Below are 18,183 nucleotides of genomic sequence, written 5' to 3' on the forward strand. Positions count from 1 at the left end.
TGTGAAGTCGTACAGATTTGAGTTTACAATAGCGCCCATGAGCGAAATAAGAACACAAGTCCAGTTCGTTGATATCGACGAAGATATGGCGGGTCAACGCATTGATAATTTCTTGCGTAACCAATTAAAAGACATCCCAAAGAGCATGATTTATCGAATCGTGCGCAAGGGAGAAGTGCGCGTAAACAAAAAGCGCATTAAGGCAGAGTACAAACTAAAAGCAGGCGATCTTGTCCGTATTCCTCCGGTCACGGTAGAAAAGAAAGAAGACGACGTCGCGCCGAGCACGAAGCTAAATAAAGTGGCAGAGTTGGAAGACAAGATCATTTTTGAAGATGATCATCTATTGATTCTCAACAAGCCATCTGGCACAGCAGTGCACGGTGGTAGTGGTTTAAAGTTTGGTGCGATTGAAGCGCTCCGAGCATTACGACCACAAGCTCGCTTTCTTGAACTCGTTCACCGTATCGACCGTGATACATCTGGCATCTTGCTGGTTGCGAAGAAGCGTTCTGCGTTACGTCATTTACAAGCACAGTTCCGTGAAAAGACAGTGAAGAAGTTCTACTTCGCGCTTGTCATGGGTGAGTGGAAAAACAGCTGCAAAGTCGTTAACGCGCCACTGCTTAAAAACGAAGTGAACAGTATTGTACGAGTGAATCCAAACGGCAAACCGTCTGAGACGCGTTTTAAAGTATTGGAGAAATTCGAACAAGCAACGTTAATTCAAGCAAGTCCAATTACGGGACGTACTCACCAGATTCGTGTGCACACTCAATACACAGGGCATCCGATTGCATGGGATGACCGCTATGGCGATCGTCGTTTTGATGCGTACACGGGTCAGGTTGGTTTGAATCGTTTGTTCCTACATGCAGCGAACATCAAGTTTCAGCACCCGTCGAATGATGAGTGGATGGAAATCAACGCGCCGATGGAAGCGAAATTAGAGAAAGTCTTGGCGGGTTTGCGTAAAAAGTAGAGGCAAGCGTATCTACATCCCTCGCTATTGCAAAAAGCTATGTAAAAGCCGATGTTAAGACATCGGCTTTTTTGATCGTAGAAAGCTTTTTAGAGAGTGGCGGCAGCTTTGTCTGTTGAGTTATGAGAACTTTGTGCTCAGCAGTACCGTTGAAAGAGATCCCCAACTCGCTCGTTCCTCAATCTTGAGGATGACGTGCAGTGAATTCTGAATTTAAGTGGGTTATGACTTACTTTTTGATGGATGAGGTTATACGGCGTCATTCCCGAAAGCGACGAAGGAGCGATATCGGGAATCTCTGGTTGCGATGCAAAGTCACTAGCTTGATGTTACTGCTTAAACCGTCCATATCAGCCCTTTGGAGTCTTCTGTATTCCCTACAAAACCTCTAACCCTTGTTTTTGCAGCATGTCGATCAAATCAATAAGTGGCAGGCCGACTAACGTATTCGGATCTTTGCCGACTAACTTCTTAAACAGGCAAATTCCCATCCCTTCGCTTTTAAAGCTACCAGCACAGTAAAAAGGCTCTTCTCTGTCGACATAACGTTCGATTTGTTCACGCGTCAAATCTCTAAAGTGCACTTCAAAAGTATCGAAGCTGACTTCGGTATGATTAGTTACTGTGTTGTGGACAGCTAGTCCGGTATAAAAAGTGATGGTTTTACTGCTTTGAGCCAATAATTGTTTGATGGCGTTTTCTCGGTTTAACGGTTTACCTACGATATTGCCGTCAATGACACAGACTTGGTCACTGCCAATGACCAAACTGTCATGGGTTGTGTCACAAGAAGTGGCTTTACCAATAGCAAGCCTTTGTACCAGTTCTAAAGGTGTTTCGTTAGCTAAAGGGGTCTCATCGCAGTTGGGTGACAAGCAAGTAAAAGGTACTGCTAGTTTTTCCAGCAGTTGTTTACGAAAAGGGGAGGTTGAGGCTAAAACCAGTTGGTAATTTTTCATTTTGAATTACAATTCGCACAAGCATTTCCAATAGGATAATCGATCAAAATCGATTCTGGCTAATGCTCTCTATATTAAGCGTAAAAAAGTACAACTTTTTTGCCTTTTTCTTTGACTAATTTTGATTTGGAAGATAATATTCGCGCCCTATGCAAAAGGTAAAAATACCGCGAACGGTTGATCCGGCGAAGTCCGCACAGAAACGATTAGATTACGATGGCATCATCCAAGCTAGTCTTTTCAAGCGCTTAGCGGAAACAACTGAAGGCGTAAAACGCGACGCAGAAGTCTCATTGTCATTTGATATTGATGAACAGCGACTTGTTGTTATCTCTGGTAAAGCTAACATCGAAGTCGATTTAGAGTGTCAGCGTTGTAATGAGGTATTCACACATCCGTGTGAAGTTGAATTCCTTTACACTCCTTACTACGGTGAGAAGACAGAAGAGGAAGCACCAGAAATTTATGATTTGGTAGATCTAAATGAGTACGGTGAATTAGACCTTATACAACTAGTTGAAGACGAGTTCATCTTAACATTACCTCAAATCGCAATGCACGATGAAGCGGATTGTAGCGTTGATTCAAATAACATGGTTTTTGGTGAGATTCCTGAAGAAATTGAGGAAGAAAAACCGAATCCATTCGACGTTTTGAAAAATCTGAAAAAGTAACTGGTGTGGTAGCCGCTTCTTCTTTAGGTTTTTAACCCAATAGTATAGGAGTAGGGTCAATGGCCGTACAGAAAAACCGTAAAACTCGTTCTAAGCGCGGTATGCGTCGTTCACACGATGCGCTAACTACAGCTGCACTATCTGTAGACGCGACTTCTGGTGAAACTCACCTACGCCACAACGTAACTGCTGAAGGTTACTACCGTGGTCAAAAGGTTATCAACAAGTAAGGTTGAACCTTTGCAAAGTATTACCGTTGCACTTGATGCAATGGGCGGGGATTTCGGTCCACGCGTAACAGTGCCTGCCGCCGTGCAGGCACTGTCTCATTTCCCAGAGCTAAAAGTGATTCTTATAGGTGATCAACCTCTGATCACGTCTCAATTATCTCAACTAGGTGCCTCTACCAGTTCTCGTTTAAGCATTCTTCATAGCGAGAAAGTAATTTCTAACTCAGAAAAACCGTCTTTAGCATTACGTAATAGCCAAAATAGCTCCATGCGTATGGCCATTGATCTGGTCTCTGATAACGAAGCAGATGCGTGTGTGAGCGGTGGTAACACCGGAGCCTTGATGGCGCTCTCACGATTCATTCTTAAACTGCTTCCTGGTATTGAGCGTCCTGCTTTAGTTTCCGCATTACCCACCATTAGTGGCAAACGTACTTGGATGTTAGATCTTGGTGCGAATGTATCTTGCGATGCAGACAGCTTATTTCAATTTGCAGTGATGGGCAGTGCGTTAGCCGAGGAACACCTCGGTCATCCACCTCGTGTGGCGGTGCTGAATATTGGTGCTGAAGAAATTAAAGGAAACGATTTAGTCAAACGCTGTGCAGAAATGCTTTCTCAAACCGACGCAATTAATTTTGTGGGTTATATTGAAGGTAATCAAATTTTGCATGACGTTGCCGATGTCATTGTTTGTGATGGCTTTGTCGGTAACGTATGCTTAAAAGCCAGCGAGGGAACAGCGCAACTCTTTATCGAAAAACTAAAAACCAGCATGATGGCATCAACGATAAAGGGATGGATTGCTAGAAAACTGTTTTCTCGGCTATTTAATGAACTAAAAACACTGAACCCCGACCAGTATAACGGCGCAAGTTTGCTAGGATTGCGCGGCATTGTCATAAAAAGCCATGGAAGTGCGGATGTATCTGCGATTGTCAATGCACTTGGCGAGGCAGTACACGAGGTCAAACGACAAGTACCAAGCCGTATTAGCGATCGTTTGGAAGCGGTTTTACTCGAGAGGCATTATTAGTCTTCATGTATAGCAAAATTTTAGGTACTGGCAGCTACCTGCCATCTCAGGTGCGTACTAACGCAGACCTAGAGAAAATGGTAGATACAAGTGACGAGTGGATCGTAGCTCGTACTGGTATTAAAGAGCGTCGAATTGCAGCAGAAGATGAAACTGTTGCGGACATGGCATTCTACGCAGCTGAAAACGCTATCGATATGGCCGGCATTGATAAAAATGATATCGACCTAATTATCGTTGCTACTACTAGCAGTAGCCATACTTTCCCTTCATCTGCGTGTCAGGTGCAAGGAAAGCTTGGCATTAAAGGTTGTCCTGCATTCGACTTAGCCGCTGCTTGTTCAGGTTTTGTATACGCATTATCTGTTGCTGACCAACACATCAAATCTGGCATGTGCAAAAACGTGCTTGTGATTGGTGCAGACGCATTGTCGAAAACATGTGACCCAACGGATCGCTCAACCATCATCTTGTTTGGTGATGCTGCGGGTGCCGTTGTTCTTGGTGCAAGCGAAGAGCCTGGCATTATTTCTACGCACATATATTCAGACGGCCAGTTTGGTGATCTATTGAGCCTTCCTGTTCCTGAACGTGGTAAAGATGCAAATAAATGGCTTCATATGGCCGGTAACGAGGTATTCAAAGTAGCCGTTACTCAGCTATCAAGGCTGGTTAAAGACACGCTTGAAGCGAACGATATGCACAAGTCTGAACTAGACTGGTTGGTTCCGCACCAAGCGAACTACCGCATTATTTCAGCGACAGCGAAAAAGCTTTCGATGTCACTAGACCAAGTCGTGATCACACTTGATAAACACGGCAACACATCAGCTGCAACCGTGCCAACAGCACTGGATGAGGCGGTACGTGATGGTCGTATTAAACGTGGTCAAACTCTACTTCTTGAAGCGTTTGGCGGCGGATTCACTTGGGGTTCTGCCCTGGTGAAATTCTAAGTTTCACAAGATTCAAAATTTAAGATGCGCTACGGTGCATCTTATTTCTTTTTACTTTGCTTAAAGGAAAACAACATGAGCAAGTTTGCTATCGTATTTCCAGGTCAAGGTTCACAAGCTGTCGGTATGCTTGCTGATCTAGGCGAACAATATGACGTAGTAAAACAAACATTTGCAGAAGCATCTGACGCACTAGGTTACGACCTATGGGCGCTTGTTCAAAATGGACCTGCAGAAGATCTAAACCAAACTTTCCGTACTCAACCAGCTTTGCTAGCGTCATCTGTTGCTATCTGGCGTGTATGGCAAGAGCTTGGTCTTGAGCAACCAGCAAACCTAGCGGGTCATAGCCTAGGTGAGTACTCAGCGCTTGTGTGTGCTGGCGTGATTGACTTTAAAGAAGCAATCAAACTGGTTGAGCTACGTGGTCAACTGATGCAAGAAGCGGTACCTGCGGGTACTGGCGCAATGTACGCGATCATCGGCCTAGATGACGAAGCAATTGCAAAAGCTTGTGAAGAAGCAGCACAAGGTGAAGTCGTTTCTCCAGTAAACTTCAACTCACCTGGTCAAGTTGTTATCGCAGGTAGTAAAGACGCGGTAGAACGTGCTGGTGCACTATGTAAAGAAGCAGGTGCTAAGCGTGCACTTCCTCTTCCTGTGTCAGTACCTTCACACTGCGCACTAATGAAGCCAGCAGCAGAGAAACTAGCCGTTGCGCTAGAGTCTATCGAATTCAATACACCACAACTTCCTGTTATCAACAACGTTGATGTGGCGGCTGAAACTGATCCGGCAAAAATCAAAGACGCACTTGTTCGTCAACTTCATAGCCCAGTTCGTTGGACTGAGAGCGTGCAGTTAATGAGCGAACAAGGCGTAGAAAATCTTCTTGAGCTTGGCCCTGGCAAAGTACTGACAGGTCTGACTAAACGTATCGTGAAAACACTAAGCGCAGCAGCAGTTAACGACGTAGCGTCGCTAGAAGCCGCGAAGTAATTCGTTCACGATAAGAAAAGGAAAACACAACATGATGAATCTAGAAGGTAAGATCGCTCTAGTGACAGGCGCGAGCCGTGGCATTGGCCGTGCGATTGCTGAACTTCTTGTTGAGCGCGGTGCAACGGTAATCGGTACTGCAACTTCAGAAGGTGGCGCAGCGGCTATCAGCGAATACCTAGGTGAAAACGGTAAAGGTCTAGCACTTAACGTAACTGACGTTGAGTCTATCGAAGCAACCCTAAAAACCATCAACGATGAGTTTGGCGCAATCGATATTCTAGTAAACAACGCTGGTATCACACGCGATAACCTACTAATGCGTATGAAAGATGACGAGTGGAACGACATCATCAACACAAACCTAACGCCAATCTACCGCATGTCTAAAGCGGTTCTACGCGGCATGATGAAAAAACGCGCTGGTCGCATCATCAACGTAGGTTCTGTTGTTGGTACAATGGGTAACGCTGGTCAAACTAACTACGCAGCAGCGAAAGCAGGCGTTATCGGTTTCACTAAATCGATGGCTCGTGAAGTGGCTTCGCGTGGCGTAACAGTAAACACAGTCGCACCTGGTTTCATCGAAACTGACATGACTAAGGCGCTAAATGATGACCAACGTGCAGCAACGTTGTCGAACGTGCCGGCAGGTCGTCTAGGTGACCCACGTGAAATTGCATCAGCAGTTGTATTCCTAGCTTCACCTGAAGCGGCTTACATTACTGGTGAAACTTTGCATGTAAATGGTGGCATGTACATGGTTTAATGCACAGTTCGTGCAAAATAAGCTGTTTTACTTTGTGAAAAATAGCCTATAGTTGCTGTTAACTGTCATTAAGTTGTCATGCTTATGCGCAAGATTTGTGCATGATTTAAGTCAAAAATGTATTGAAATTCGGTTAAATTCGCTAATTTTGTGGTTTGACCAGCAAGGACCCCCTTGCAACTTTCAATAGTTCGAATAAACTACGGAATCATCGCATTAGGCGAAATCTGTAAAGGAAAAGAAAAATGAGCAACATCGAAGAACGCGTAAAGAAAATCATTGTTGAACAGCTAGGTGTAGACGAAGCAGAAGTTAAAAACGAAGCTTCATTTGTTGACGATCTAGGTGCTGATTCTCTAGACACTGTAGAGCTAGTAATGGCTCTAGAAGAGGAATTCGACACTGAGATTCCTGACGAAGAAGCTGAGAAAATCACTACTGTTCAAGCTGCAATCGACTACGTAAACAGCGCTCAGTAATTATCTCTCCCTGGCGGTCTCCTAGACCGCCTGTGTTCTTTCTAACTTCTTCTATCCTCTCATAGAAACATTCAATTCCCGGAGAATTATATCGTGTCCAAGCGTCGTGTAGTTGTCACAGGCATGGGTATGTTGTCACCGGTAGGCAACACAGTAGAATCATCTTGGAAAGCCCTGCTAGAAGGTCAAAGCGGTATCGTGAACATCGAACATTTCGATGCAACGAACTTCTCGACTCGTTTTGCTGGTCTTGTGAAAGATTTTGATTGCACAGAGTACATGTCTAAGAAAGATGCTCGTAAAATGGATTTATTCATCCAGTACGGCATTGCAGCGGGTATCCAAGCACTGGATGACTCTGGCTTAGAAATTACCGAAGAAAACGCAGCTCGAGTTGGTGTAGCAATCGGCTCAGGCATCGGCGGTCTTGACCTAATCGAAACAGGCCATACAGCGCTTGTTGAAAAAGGTCCTCGCAAAGTTAGCCCATTTTTTGTTCCTTCGACCATCGTAAACATGGTTGCAGGTAACCTATCTATCATGCGTGGTCTTCGTGGTCCAAACATCGCGATCTCTACGGCATGTACTACAGGTCTACACAACATCGGCCACGCAGCGCGTATGATTGCATACGGTGATGCTGATGCGATGGTTGCTGGTGGTTCAGAGAAAGCATCTACACCACTAGGTATGGCTGGTTTCGGTGCAGCAAAAGCACTTTCAACTCGTAACGATGAGCCTCAAAAAGCTTCTCGTCCATGGGATAAGGGCCGTGATGGCTTTGTTCTTGGTGACGGTGCGGGCATGATGGTTCTTGAAGAGTACGAGCACGCAAAAGCACGTGGCGCTAAGATCTACGCAGAGCTAGTTGGCTTTGGTATGTCTGGTGACGCTTACCACATGACTTCTCCAAGTGAAGATGGTTCAGGTGGCGCTCTAGCAATGGAAGCGGCAATGCGTGACGCAAACATCACTGGTACTCAAGTTGGTTACGTGAACGCTCACGGTACATCGACACCTGCTGGTGATGTGGCTGAGATCAAGGGTGTTAAACGTGCTCTTGGTGAAGATGGCTCTAAGCAAGTATTAGTATCTTCAACTAAATCTATGACTGGTCACCTTCTAGGTGCTGCTGGCTCAGTTGAAGCGATCATCACAGTTCTTTCTTTGGTAGACCAAATCGTTCCACCAACGATCAACCTAGATGATCCAGAAGAAGGTCTAGATATCGATCTTGTTCCGCATACAGCGCGCAAAGTTGATATGGAATACGCAATCTGTAACTCGTTCGGCTTCGGCGGTACAAACGGTTCGCTAGTATTCAAAAAATTCGCTGAGTAAAAATCTCTAACACTGTTTTAGAGAAGCGATACTTGTATTCTGACGGCTCGATGCTTAGCATTGAGCCGTTTTGTTTTATATGTCGATCGGAAAGTAAAGGTATCTGAATGTTCTGGGTCAATGGATTGCCACAAACACACATTTCGCTTGGCGACCGCTCGTTTCAATATGGCGATGGCTGTTTCACCACTATTAAAACTAAGAAGGGTGAATTAGAGCATTGGCAAGCGCATGTTGAGCGAATGGAAGCGTGCCTGAAAACATTACACATCCCTTTTCCTGATTGGAGCCAAGTATTCGATTGGGTAATGAAAGCGGTTTTGAATGACGAGCTTGCCGGAATCAAAATTCATATCAGTCGCGGCACTGGAGGGCGAGGGTATAGTCCTAGCGGTATCGAAGGGCCCGTCGTGACTATTTCGAATTTTGTATTTCCTTCTCATTACTCTTCATGGCAAGAAAATGGCGTGCCGTTAGGGGTTTGCGAAATCCGCCTTGGCATTCAACCCCTTCTGGCTGGTCATAAGCATAACAACCGAATCGAACAGGTTCTCGCAAAAGCGGAAATTGAAGGCACAGAATTTACCGATGCTGTGACGTTAAATGTGCAAAATCATGTCATTGAAACTACAATGGCAAACCTTTTTTGGGTTAAAGATAAAAAGGTATACACACCCGATTTGAGTTTGTCTGGTGTGGCTGGCGTAATGCGCCGTAAGGTATTGGAATTTCTCCAAACCAATGGCTACCCAGTGCAGGTAGCAACATTCGAACTCTCTGATTTGCTTAATTCAGACGAGGTGTGGATGTGTAATTCACTATTGGGTGTGGCACCGGTCAGCGGTATTTCGACACCAGATAACAAGATTGACTTTCCAATTGGAAAATTGACTCGACGACTTCAAGGGAATCTAAATTCGTGATTAAAAAACTGTTTGCTTTTGTTGTACTGATTGCCGTTATTGGTGCAGCAGGTGTTTTTTACGTTGTTTCACAGACTAAGCAATATGTTAACTCGCCAATTCTTATAGAGCAGCCTCAGCTGTTTACCGTAGAAAATGGCACCAGCTTTCACCGAGTGATGCGTGATCTTGTAAAAGACGACATCATAGAAGCTTCTGATTACATTCGTTTAATGCCCCACCTTTACCCAGAGCTTCTTCAGGTGCGAGCAGGCACTTACCAACTTGAGCCAAAAGTTTCGCTTTATCAAACGTTAGAACAGCTCAATACCGGCAAAGAGCATCAATTTGCGATTACTTTTGTCGAAGGCAGCCGTTTCTCTGAGTGGGTTGAACAGCTAAGAGCCGCACCTCATGTAAAACATGACTTAACTGGTTTGTCTGAAAAAGAAATGGCGGAAAAGCTGGGTATTGAACGTGAGAAGCTTGAAGGTTTATTCCTTGCGGAGACTTACCATTACACTGCTGGCGCAAGTGAAAGTCAGATCTTAGAGCGTGCACACAGCAAGCTAAACAAGATTCTTGATGAACAATGGGAAGCGCGTCAGGAGAAGTTACCACTGAAAGATAAATACGAAGCGCTGATCCTAGCTTCTATTATTGAGAAAGAGACGGCAATTGATGCTGAGCGCGAACGTGTTGCATCGGTATTTGTTAACCGCCTCAACAAACGTATGCGTTTACAAACTGACCCAACCGTTATCTACGGGATGGGGGATGCGTACGATGGCAATATCCGTAAGAAAGATTTGCGTACACCAACGCCATACAACACATACACCATTAATGGGTTGCCACCAACGCCAATTGCCATGGCCGGTGAAGCATCGATTGAAGCTGCTCTCAACCCAGAAAACAGCAATTACCTATATTTTGTAGCAAGTGGAAAGGGCGGACATGTGTTTTCGAAATCCCTTGCTGAGCACAACCGTGCTGTACGTGCCTATTTAAGAGAACTAAGAAAGAACAAATGATGAAAGCAAACTTTATTGTCGTTGAGGGCCTAGAGGGCGCGGGTAAAAGCACTGCGATCAAAACCGTTTTAGATACGCTGAAAGCTGCAGGTATCAAAGATATCGTTAATACTCGTGAACCTGGCGGTACGCCGCTAGCAGAGAAGATGCGTGCACTAGTAAAAGAAGAGCACGAAGGTGAAGATCTAAAAGACATGACTGAATTGCTTTTGCTTTATGCAGCACGAGTTCAGTTAGTTGAGAACGTGATTAAGCCAGCGCTAGCAAACGATCAATGGGTAGTTGGCGACCGTCATGATTTGTCTTCTCAAGCTTACCAAGGTGGTGGCCGCCAAATCGACGCATCACTGATGAAGAACCTGCGCGATACCACTCTAGGTGAGTTTAAGCCTGCATTCACATTGTACATGGATATCGATCCTCGAGTTGGACTTGAACGTGCTCGTGGACGTGGCGAACTAGATCGTATTGAAAAAATGGACATCAGCTTCTTTGAACGCACGCGTGAACGTTATTTAGCGTTGGCTAATGCCGATGATTCCATCGTGGTGATCAACGCTGAGCAGTCGATTGAAGAGGTTGCACAAGACATCAAAGCTGCGCTAAACGAATGGCTAGCGTCACTGTAAGCAGAATGCGGATTGAGGTCGCTCATGTTAAATGACTTTCCATGGTTACTACCCGTTTGGGATAACCTCAAAACAAGCTTGGATTCAGAACGAATTCCGGGCGCACTGCTGCTGCAAAGTGACAAGGGATTAGCGGTAGAGAAACTGGTTGAGCTCTTTAGCCACTCGTTGCTGTGTCAAAATTACACCAGTGAAGCGTGTGGTTTCTGCCATAGTTGCCAGTTGACTCAATCTCATAGCCATCCTGATTTACACTGGATTAAGCCAGAGAAAGAAGGAAAGTCGATCACCGTTGATCAGATTCGAGCATGTAATCGGCTTGCGCATGAATCTTCACAACTAAACGGTTATCGCGTGTTCATCATAGAGCCAGCCGATGCGATGAATGAGTCTGCGTCCAATGCGTTGTTGAAAACACTCGAAGAACCGGGACAGAAATGCTTGTTCTTGCTCGTCACGCACAACCAAGAGCGATTGCTGCCAACTATCCAGAGTCGTTGCCAACAATGGGTGGTGACACCACCATCAACAGAGCAGGCGATGAATTGGATGAGCGAACAGGGAGCATCACAAGTACCAGCTTATGCGCTTAAACTGAATTTAGGGTCGCCAATTAATACCCTAGAAGCGGTGAAAAGTGGTGAGCTTGATGAGTACCAAGCGTTTGAGCGTTGTTTTATTGAGACGCTATCTTCGCCGGTATCAGATGTATTCCAGTGTGCATCGTTAATGGCAAAGAACCCAGACAAAGCATTCGACTGGGCTTGGTATCTATTAACGGACGCTCAGAAAGCCCAATTTGGGGTGGCGGAAGCGGCTCAACTTCCGGGCGCAACTCTGTTCCCAACACACAGTTATGACGGTTTATACCTGGCGTCGAAGAAGCTGCTTGAGCTAAAAGGGCAAATTCAACGCTTTCCAGGCTTGAACCTTGAACTACTATCAATGAATTGGTTAATTGAATCACGAGAGGCATTATGTTCGTAGATTCGCACTGTCATCTAGACAAACTGAATTACGATGATCTTCACATCAATGTTGAAGACGTTATTAACAAAGCAAAACAAGCGAACGTAAAAGAGCTACTGTCGGTAGGCGTTACGTTAGATTCATTTCCAAAAATGTTGGAAATGATTACGCCATACGACAACGTTTATGCGTCTTGCGGTGTGCATCCGCTTGATGTGGAGAGCGCGTTCTCTATGGAGACCTTACGCCAACACGCTTCGCACGAAAAAGTGGTAGCGATTGGTGAAACAGGTCTGGATTATCACTACAAACCAGAGACTGCAGCGCTGCAAAAAGAGCGTTTTGAACAGCAGGTAGATTTAGCGGTGGAGTTTAACAAGCCGCTTATCATTCATACCCGTAACGCTCGTGAAGATACATTAGAAATTCTACGCAATGGTGGCGCTGAAAAATGTGGTGGTGTGATCCACTGCTTTACCGAAGATCTACCATTTGCAGAAGCTGCATTAGATTTAGGGTTCTACATCTCAATTTCAGGCATTGTAACCTTCCGTCAGGCGACAGAATTGAAAGAAGTCGTGAAAGCTTTGCCTTTAGAAAGGCTGCTTATTGAGACGGATTCTCCATACTTAGCACCCGTTCCACATCGTGGAAAAGAGAACCAGCCTGCTTATGTTGTCGAAGTTGCAGCCTATATTGCGCAGCTAAAAGGGTGCTCGATTGCTGAAGTAGGGCAAAAAACAACCGAAAACTTCCGAAATCTTTTTTTGCGATGAAAAATCAATAGACGGTTTAAAAAAGGGGCTATTGCCCCTTTTTTGTTTAGAAATACGCCAAAAAGATCATTTAGTTTAATGTTTACTAAATTTGTTGATTTAACCGCAATCAAATCTCTCAAATGTAATTTTGTTACTAAAAATAACATCGGCCTTTATTTTATTTACGCCTTAAAATTAATTATGTTGATAATAAAATCGTTATAAAACAGTAATATAAGTTTAATGCAAACCTTTTCATCTACTGTTTTTGGGTGTGATCTGCGGCTTGTTTTGAAACTAAATTTCGTAACTGTGTGGAAAGTTTGAGGGCCATCAATATATATTTAGAGCCGGAAAATATAATGCAACGTGTGGTTACATTTTCATTGGGTGCTAACATTTAGGCTACGGGGGTGTGCCGTTAGTGCCCAAATAATACTTATAATTTATCAGGAGCATAAACATGTTTAAGAACCTTTTTGCAAACCTGCAAAAAGTTGGTAAAGCTCTGATGCTACCAGTATCAGTGTTGCCAGTCGCAGGTATCCTACTAGGTGTTGGTGCTGCCCACCTAAGCTTCATTCCAGAGGTTGTTTCTAACCTAATGGAACAAGCTGGTGGTTCAGTATTCGGCCAAATGGCACTTCTATTTGCTGTTGGTGTAGCACTTGGCTTCACAAACAACGACGGTGTAGCAGGTCTTGCTGCAATCGTTGGTTACGGCATCATGACAGCAACGCTTGGCGTTATGGCTGGCATCATGGGCGTTGAGAAAATCGATACAGGTGTACTAGGTGGTATCCTTGTCGGTGGTGTTGCTGCTTGGGCATTCAACCGTTTCTTCAAAATCCAGCTTCCAGAGTACCTTGGCTTCTTCGCTGGTAAGCGTGCTGTGCCAATCATCACTGGTTTCGCTGCGATCATCCTAGGTGTTGTACTATCTATCGTATGGCCACCAATCGGCGGTGCAATCTCTGCATTCTCTGACTGGGCTGCGCACCAAAACCCACAACTTGCGTTCGGTATCTACGGCGTAGTTGAGCGTTCTCTAATCCCATTCGGTCTACACCACGTATGGAACGTACCATTCTTCTTCGAAGCAGGTACTTGTGTGAACGCGGCTGGTGAAACTCAAAACGGCGTACTAACTTGTTACCTAGTTGCAGATGATGCTTCTCGCGCTGCTGGTAATGGCTTCGGTCAGCTAGCGGGTGGTTACATGTTCAAGATGTTCGGTCTACCAGCTGCAGCAATCGCTATTGCTCACTGTGCTAAACCAGAAAACCGCGCGAAAGTAATGGGTATCATGGCGTCAGCTGCTCTGACTTCATTCCTAACAGGTATTACTGAGCCAATCGAATTCTCATTCCTATTCGTTGCTCCAGTACTATACGGTATCCACGCTCTACTAGCTGGTTCTGCATACGTTGTTGCTAACACTCTAGGCTTCGTACACGGTACATCATTCTCACACGGTCTGATCGACTTCCTAGTCCTATCTGGCCACGCTCAGAAGATGGGTCTGATGGTAGCTGTTGGTCTAGTTTACGCAGTAATCTACTACGTAGTATTCCGCACAGTAATCACTGCTCTTGACCTTAAAACTCCAGGTCGTGAAGATGAATCTGAAGAAGCTGTTGCAACTTCTGGTTCTGACATGGCAGGTGAGCTTGTTGCAGCATTCGGCGGCAAAGCAAACATCACTGGTCTAGACGCATGTATCACTCGTCTACGTGTAGCAGTAGCTGACACAGCTGCAGTTGACCAAGACAAACTAAAACAACTAGGCGCTGCTGGTGTTGTAGTTGTAGCAGGTGGTGTTCAGGCTATCTTCGGTACTAAGTCTGACAACCTGAAAACTGAAATGGATGAGTGGATTCGTAACCACGGCTAATCTCAGTCATTCATAAGAAAAAGGGGGCTTCGGCCTCCTTTTTGCTTTCTGTATCTTTCCCTTCAGTATTTATTCTTCTCTAATCTCTAATCTTTTTCTCACTAGCACTTACTTTTGGTGTTTTAGCCGTGATCTCACGCTCACCCTTACGTTTGTGGCTTTTTTCGTACGTCATTCTTACTCATTACTGACACAACAAAATGACAACATGTTTGAATTATGCACGCTGTTTTTTTAAGTGGGGGAAGGCTGTGAAAAAGCGAATTTTATTGGCGGCAACAATGCTGCCGAGTGCCGTAATGGCGGCGGATGGAGCGAAGAATTTTTCTGTTGGTATGGCGGTCGATCAAGAGCTCAGCGTTGTCGTTGAAATTGATGACAAGTACCGCGGTATTATTGGTAACGATGGTATGGCGTTTGATTACATAGCGAAGCGCGGTACATTTGATCAAAGCATGCCATTAACTTGGTATGTCGGTGTTGGTGGCTGGTACGAGTGGGATGATGAATTCGGTGTTCGTGTCCCACTGGGTTTAAATTGGGATCTATCAAAAGGCTGGGATCTGTACGCGCAAATCCATCCTGAAGTGGACTTCTACAAAGGGCCTGATCTGCAAATCGGTGGGGCGCTTGGTATCAAGTACAATTTCTAATAGACACAAAAATGCCGGCACTGAGCCGGCATTTTGTTTTTTGAGCCTTAATTTCTCTGGCAGTTAGCTTTACTGCTGTTTATTCATTGCTCGTTTGATGCATACCGCAGCGCCACCCCAAGTGATGCCAAGTCCGATAACCATCATGATGATTGCACTTGTAGTCATTATGCTTTCTCCTTGCTCGCTACGTTAATCAATACGCCAAACACAAACAGTGCGGCAATCATTACCCAACCTAGCGTTAGGTCGTAGCCACCGTAGCCTTCGATGAGAAGGGCGTACAGCTTGGTTGCCAAGATAATTGCTAACATGATTGGTGTGACAAAGCGTAAACAGATTTCGAACCATTGACCAACAGAGAAGTCAGAGCGCTCGTTTACGTAGTTACGAACTTCAGGCACTTGTTTCAACAACCAAGCCATTAGAACGATTTCTACTAGGCCACCAACCATAATACCAACGTTGTTTGCGAAGTGGTCGACAAGGTCCAGAAGAAGCAATCCGCCGTTGGTCGCGAATGCCATCGAGACAACAAATCCAATACCAATCACTACGTTTGCAGCTTTTTTACGGCTCCATTTTAATTTGTCGATAACGGCTGAGGTTACCGCTTCCATGATTGAGATGTGCGAGCTTAAGCCTGCAACAACCAAAGCAAAGAAGAATAGAGGACCAAGGATGTATGGCGCTGGTAGTAGGTTAATTGCAGCAGGTAACGTCACAAATGCCAAGCCCACACCCGCAGAGACTACCTCAGTAAGCGGTTTGCCTTGTTCTTGAGCCATATAACCCAATACCGAGAAAATCATGATACCGGCAAGGATAGAGAAGCCACAGTTGATCAATACCGTCATGAAGTCGTTGTTGGTGATGTCTGATTTCTCTGGCAGATAGCTCGAGTAAGCCAGCATGATGGCAAAGCCGATACTTAGTGTGAAGAAGATCTGACCGTAAGCCGCTGCCCACACTTTTACGTCCCAGATTTTGCTGAAGTCTGGCTCGAACATGTAGTTCACACCGTCTAGCGCACCAGGAAGGAAAATCATGCGACCGATCAAGAAGATCACCATAATGAACAATATAGGCATCATGATCTTAGATGCGCGTTCAATACCTGATTTAACACCGCTCACAATCGCTGTATAAGTAATTGCCCAAGCAATCAGCATGGATACGGCGATCTTCCATTGAATGCTGCCTAAATCCGTTGGAGAGTTATCACCAAGTTTTAGATATTCACTAAAGAAGAAGGCGTTGGTATCGGAACCCCAACTTTGAGTGAACGACATCCCAAAGTAAGAAATTGCCCAACCAATAACCGCAACATAGTAAACGGCGATGACGGCAGCAACGCCAACTTGGAACCAACCAAGCCATTCAAATTTTGCGTGGATTTTTGCCAATGTTTTTGGTGCAGAACCACGGTATTTTTGACCCATACTGAACTCAAGGATCATGAATGGAATACCTGCGGTGATCATGGCGAAAAGGTAAGGAATAAAAAAGGCACCGCCGCCATTCTCATAGGCCTGTATGGGAAACGCCAGATGTTACCCAAGCCGATAGCTGATCCGACTGCTGCTAAGATGAATCCCGCGCGGGATCCCCATTGTTCTCGCTTCATATTTGACTCCTGTACAACTCCCTAAGGAATGAAGCTCTTCTCGGCAACGTGCAACACCAGCAGAGCAAAGAGCAACTGTTATCCGTCAGTTTTCTGCTCGATGTTCGGTATTGTTATAAAATCCCGGTGTTTTGCTTTGTGTTACCTAACAAGAAATAGAATTAAATGCTTTAAATTTTGATGTGTGTTTGCAAAAGCTGAAATATTCTTCTGCTTTCTGTGTTCAGACTAACTTTTTACATTATTTAGCGCAATAGATTCTAAATGTTAATGTCGATATTTTATCTGGTTTAAATATTGTTAATTAGTGATTTGGTAGGCTATCTGATCGGTAAGCTTGGGTAGGTTTTGAAATAAATGACTGTATGGTCGATGTGATCTTGGTCAAATAAACTATTTTTGGCTATTAGGGTGTATCTCTGCGATAGACACACCCAATAGAGAATATTTCGTTAAAACGACACATTAGAAGTGAAAGTCGTTAGAAACGGAAACGAAAGCCAATGTTGGATTGGAATTGGTTCATCCAGTCGGTTTCAAACTTGATGATACAAGACGAACCGTCCGTTGGTACGACGCAAGCACCTGAGGTGTCGTTGTCTACAACTGTGCCTAACCAACGGATTTGCGCGGTCATTGCAAAGGTTTTCGAGAATTCATACTCAAGGCCGGCGAATGCACTACCAGAAAAGCCATACTTGTCGTTTACCCAGTCTACGTCGGCGTATGACGCGCCTATGCCCAATCCAACGTAGGTTTGCCACCCTTGAGCAAGAGGGTAGTAAATGCTGCTTTGAAATTGAAGATAGTGAATGTCTGCAGAGTTATTAATGTCTTGCAATTCTGACGACTGATTGGAATAGAAAAAGCCGATGCGACCCATCTCAAAAGGGGTTTCAACTGACAAAGCATAATTGATTGAAGGGTCCAAATCGTAGGTGCGGTCATTCTCATCCTCTACTTTACCGCCTCCTGTAAAGCCGACATAGGGCGTGACGATAACCGTCGCTTGAGCAGCCATAGAACAGCTCAATAATACACTCCCAACTAGCCAGCCAATTTTATAGTTCATTTGCTATCTCCTTATTATGACTAAGCTAATTGTGATGCCTTAGCCAAAATCGTGCGACTAAATTAGGCAATTCTTGAACATAATTCACACTGGTGTTATTAATTTGTTACAACTAAAGGAGGTGTCTATGGAACACGATCTAAAATCAGCCCTACTCATCGTCGTTACAGTATTCGCAGTTTTACTCTCTTTCGGCATCATTGCGATTACTACGGCTTAA

General features: G+C 44.7%; 20 protein-coding genes and 1 pseudogene. 17 read left to right on the top strand and 4 right to left on the bottom strand.

Going from position 1 to position 18,183, the window contains the following annotated elements:
• Window positions 1–37 precede the first annotated feature (37 nt).
• The gene (gene rluC / locus ATB78_RS12210) at window positions 38–982 is read left to right on the top strand and encodes a 23S rRNA pseudouridine(955/2504/2580) synthase RluC (RefSeq protein WP_009707033.1); all 945 of its coding nucleotides are present in this window, start codon (window positions 38–40) and stop codon (window positions 980–982) included.
• A 377-nt stretch (window positions 983–1,359) separates the two neighbouring features.
• Here the strand turns inward: rluC and ATB78_RS12215 are convergent, their stop codons facing one another.
• Window positions 1,360–1,941 (bottom strand): nucleoside triphosphate pyrophosphatase, encoded by a 582-nt coding sequence (locus tag ATB78_RS12215; protein ID WP_061008785.1) that lies wholly within the window; start codon window positions 1,939–1,941, stop codon window positions 1,360–1,362.
• Window positions 1,942–2,090: 149 nt separating this feature from the next.
• On the opposite strand from ATB78_RS12215, the gene yceD reads away from it, so the two are divergent.
• The 15 genes from yceD (at window position 2,091) to ATB78_RS12290 (ending at window position 15,264) form a co-directional block, all read left to right on the top strand.
• On the top strand, window positions 2,091–2,615 hold the full coding sequence (gene yceD / locus ATB78_RS12220) for a 23S rRNA accumulation protein YceD (RefSeq protein WP_005439592.1): 525 nt from the start codon (window positions 2,091–2,093) through the stop codon (window positions 2,613–2,615).
• A gap of 59 nt (window positions 2,616–2,674) precedes the next feature.
• Entirely contained in the window at window positions 2,675–2,845 is a 171-nt protein-coding gene (gene rpmF / locus ATB78_RS12225) for a 50S ribosomal protein L32 (RefSeq protein WP_005396978.1), read from the top strand.
• A gap of 10 nt (window positions 2,846–2,855) precedes the next feature.
• Window positions 2,856–3,881: a phosphate acyltransferase PlsX gene (gene plsX / locus ATB78_RS12230; protein WP_061008786.1), complete on the top strand. Its 1,026-nt coding sequence runs from the start codon at window positions 2,856–2,858 to the stop codon at window positions 3,879–3,881.
• Window positions 3,882–3,886: 5 nt separating this feature from the next.
• Complete coding sequence (locus tag ATB78_RS12235; protein WP_009707029.1) at window positions 3,887–4,837, top strand: beta-ketoacyl-ACP synthase III; 951 nt, start codon at window positions 3,887–3,889, stop codon at window positions 4,835–4,837.
• A gap of 75 nt (window positions 4,838–4,912) precedes the next feature.
• Window positions 4,913–5,836 carry an ACP S-malonyltransferase gene (gene fabD / locus ATB78_RS12240; protein WP_009707028.1) on the top strand — a complete coding sequence of 308 codons (924 nt, stop codon included), beginning with the start codon at window positions 4,913–4,915 and terminating at the stop codon, window positions 5,834–5,836.
• A gap of 34 nt (window positions 5,837–5,870) precedes the next feature.
• Window positions 5,871–6,605, top strand: a complete 735-nt coding sequence (gene fabG, locus ATB78_RS12245; protein WP_005444803.1) for a 3-oxoacyl-ACP reductase FabG — start codon at window positions 5,871–5,873, stop codon at window positions 6,603–6,605.
• Between the two features lie 245 nt (window positions 6,606–6,850).
• Window positions 6,851–7,084, top strand: coding sequence for an acyl carrier protein (acpP, locus tag ATB78_RS12250; protein ID WP_004406112.1), 234 nt, complete (start codon window positions 6,851–6,853; stop codon window positions 7,082–7,084).
• 93 nt (window positions 7,085–7,177) lie between these two features.
• Window positions 7,178–8,425 (top strand): beta-ketoacyl-ACP synthase II, encoded by a 1,248-nt coding sequence (gene fabF, locus ATB78_RS12255; RefSeq protein WP_061008787.1) that lies wholly within the window; start codon window positions 7,178–7,180, stop codon window positions 8,423–8,425.
• 107 nt (window positions 8,426–8,532) lie between these two features.
• Window positions 8,533–9,348 (top strand): aminodeoxychorismate lyase, encoded by an 816-nt coding sequence (gene pabC, locus ATB78_RS12260; protein ID WP_061008788.1) that lies wholly within the window; start codon window positions 8,533–8,535, stop codon window positions 9,346–9,348.
• The gene (gene mltG / locus ATB78_RS12265; RefSeq protein WP_020196398.1) at window positions 9,345–10,361 is read left to right on the top strand and encodes an endolytic transglycosylase MltG; all 1,017 of its coding nucleotides are present in this window, start codon (window positions 9,345–9,347) and stop codon (window positions 10,359–10,361) included. The genes pabC and mltG overlap by 4 nt, the downstream gene beginning before the upstream one ends.
• A complete protein-coding gene (tmk, locus tag ATB78_RS12270) occupies window positions 10,358–10,990 on the top strand; it encodes a dTMP kinase (RefSeq protein WP_045411765.1) in 633 nt (210 codons plus the stop codon). The genes mltG and tmk overlap by 4 nt, the downstream gene beginning before the upstream one ends.
• Window positions 10,991–11,014: 24 nt before the next feature.
• The gene (locus ATB78_RS12275; protein ID WP_005439578.1) at window positions 11,015–11,977 is read left to right on the top strand and encodes a DNA polymerase III subunit delta'; all 963 of its coding nucleotides are present in this window, start codon (window positions 11,015–11,017) and stop codon (window positions 11,975–11,977) included.
• Entirely contained in the window at window positions 11,968–12,735 is a 768-nt protein-coding gene (locus ATB78_RS12280; RefSeq protein WP_005439577.1) for a YchF/TatD family DNA exonuclease, read from the top strand. Before ATB78_RS12275 ends, ATB78_RS12280 begins: the two co-directional genes overlap by 10 nt.
• A 445-nt stretch (window positions 12,736–13,180) precedes the next feature.
• Window positions 13,181–14,611: a PTS glucose transporter subunit IIBC gene (ptsG, locus tag ATB78_RS12285; RefSeq protein ID WP_005439576.1), complete on the top strand. Its 1,431-nt coding sequence runs from the start codon at window positions 13,181–13,183 to the stop codon at window positions 14,609–14,611.
• 251 nt (window positions 14,612–14,862) lie between these two features.
• Window positions 14,863–15,264, top strand: coding sequence for a hypothetical protein (locus ATB78_RS12290; protein WP_009707021.1), 402 nt, complete (start codon window positions 14,863–14,865; stop codon window positions 15,262–15,264).
• Between the two features lie 69 nt (window positions 15,265–15,333).
• On the opposite strand, the gene ATB78_RS29415 is transcribed toward ATB78_RS12290, so the two are convergent.
• The 3 genes and pseudogenes from ATB78_RS29415 to ATB78_RS12300 all read right to left on the bottom strand — a co-directional run bounded on the left by ATB78_RS29415 (window position 15,334) and on the right by ATB78_RS12300 (window position 17,963).
• Window positions 15,334–15,432: a MetS family NSS transporter small subunit gene (locus ATB78_RS29415; RefSeq protein WP_005536518.1), complete on the bottom strand. Its 99-nt coding sequence runs from the start codon at window positions 15,430–15,432 to the stop codon at window positions 15,334–15,336.
• Window positions 15,432–16,891: pseudogene (locus ATB78_RS12295) on the bottom strand (sodium-dependent transporter). The gene ATB78_RS29415 and the pseudogene ATB78_RS12295 overlap by 1 nt, the downstream one beginning before the upstream one ends.
• 481 nt (window positions 16,892–17,372) lie before the next feature.
• Complete coding sequence (locus ATB78_RS12300; protein ID WP_009707019.1) at window positions 17,373–17,963, bottom strand: outer membrane beta-barrel protein; 591 nt, start codon at window positions 17,961–17,963, stop codon at window positions 17,373–17,375.
• Between the two features lie 127 nt (window positions 17,964–18,090).
• Here ATB78_RS12300 and ATB78_RS29420 point away from each other — a divergent pair, with 127 nt between their 5' ends.
• A complete protein-coding gene (locus tag ATB78_RS29420; protein ID WP_005444835.1) occupies window positions 18,091–18,183 on the top strand; it encodes a YnhF family membrane protein in 93 nt (30 codons plus the stop codon).

The organism is Vibrio sp. CUB2 (assembly GCF_001557945.1).
In the GTDB taxonomy this organism is placed as follows: Bacteria; Pseudomonadota; Gammaproteobacteria; order Enterobacterales; family Vibrionaceae; genus Vibrio; species Vibrio owensii.

What these genes read in the sequence shown, in the direction of transcription:
- rluC (WP_009707033.1), top strand. Translation starts at nt 38, where the DNA reads ATGAGCGAAATAAGAACACAAGTCCAGTTCGTTGATATCGACGAAGAT.
- ATB78_RS12215 (WP_061008785.1), bottom strand. Translation starts at nt 1,941, where the DNA reads ATGAAAAATTACCAACTGGTTTTAGCCTCAACCTCCCCTTTTCGTAAA.
- yceD (WP_005439592.1), top strand. Translation starts at nt 2,091, where the DNA reads ATGCAAAAGGTAAAAATACCGCGAACGGTTGATCCGGCGAAGTCCGCA.
- rpmF (WP_005396978.1), top strand. Translation starts at nt 2,675, where the DNA reads ATGGCCGTACAGAAAAACCGTAAAACTCGTTCTAAGCGCGGTATGCGT.
- ATB78_RS12235 (WP_009707029.1), top strand. Translation starts at nt 3,887, where the DNA reads ATGTATAGCAAAATTTTAGGTACTGGCAGCTACCTGCCATCTCAGGTG.
- fabD (WP_009707028.1), top strand. Translation starts at nt 4,913, where the DNA reads ATGAGCAAGTTTGCTATCGTATTTCCAGGTCAAGGTTCACAAGCTGTC.
- fabG (WP_005444803.1), top strand. Translation starts at nt 5,871, where the DNA reads ATGAATCTAGAAGGTAAGATCGCTCTAGTGACAGGCGCGAGCCGTGGC.
- acpP (WP_004406112.1), top strand. Translation starts at nt 6,851, where the DNA reads ATGAGCAACATCGAAGAACGCGTAAAGAAAATCATTGTTGAACAGCTA.
- pabC (WP_061008788.1), top strand. Translation starts at nt 8,533, where the DNA reads ATGTTCTGGGTCAATGGATTGCCACAAACACACATTTCGCTTGGCGAC.
- tmk (WP_045411765.1), top strand. Translation starts at nt 10,358, where the DNA reads ATGATGAAAGCAAACTTTATTGTCGTTGAGGGCCTAGAGGGCGCGGGT.
- ATB78_RS12275 (WP_005439578.1), top strand. Translation starts at nt 11,015, where the DNA reads ATGTTAAATGACTTTCCATGGTTACTACCCGTTTGGGATAACCTCAAA.
- ATB78_RS12280 (WP_005439577.1), top strand. Translation starts at nt 11,968, where the DNA reads ATGTTCGTAGATTCGCACTGTCATCTAGACAAACTGAATTACGATGAT.
- ptsG (WP_005439576.1), top strand. Translation starts at nt 13,181, where the DNA reads ATGTTTAAGAACCTTTTTGCAAACCTGCAAAAAGTTGGTAAAGCTCTG.
- ATB78_RS29415 (WP_005536518.1), bottom strand. Translation starts at nt 15,432, where the DNA reads ATGACTACAAGTGCAATCATCATGATGGTTATCGGACTTGGCATCACT.
- ATB78_RS12300 (WP_009707019.1), bottom strand. Translation starts at nt 17,963, where the DNA reads ATGAACTATAAAATTGGCTGGCTAGTTGGGAGTGTATTATTGAGCTGT.
- ATB78_RS29420 (WP_005444835.1), top strand. Translation starts at nt 18,091, where the DNA reads ATGGAACACGATCTAAAATCAGCCCTACTCATCGTCGTTACAGTATTC.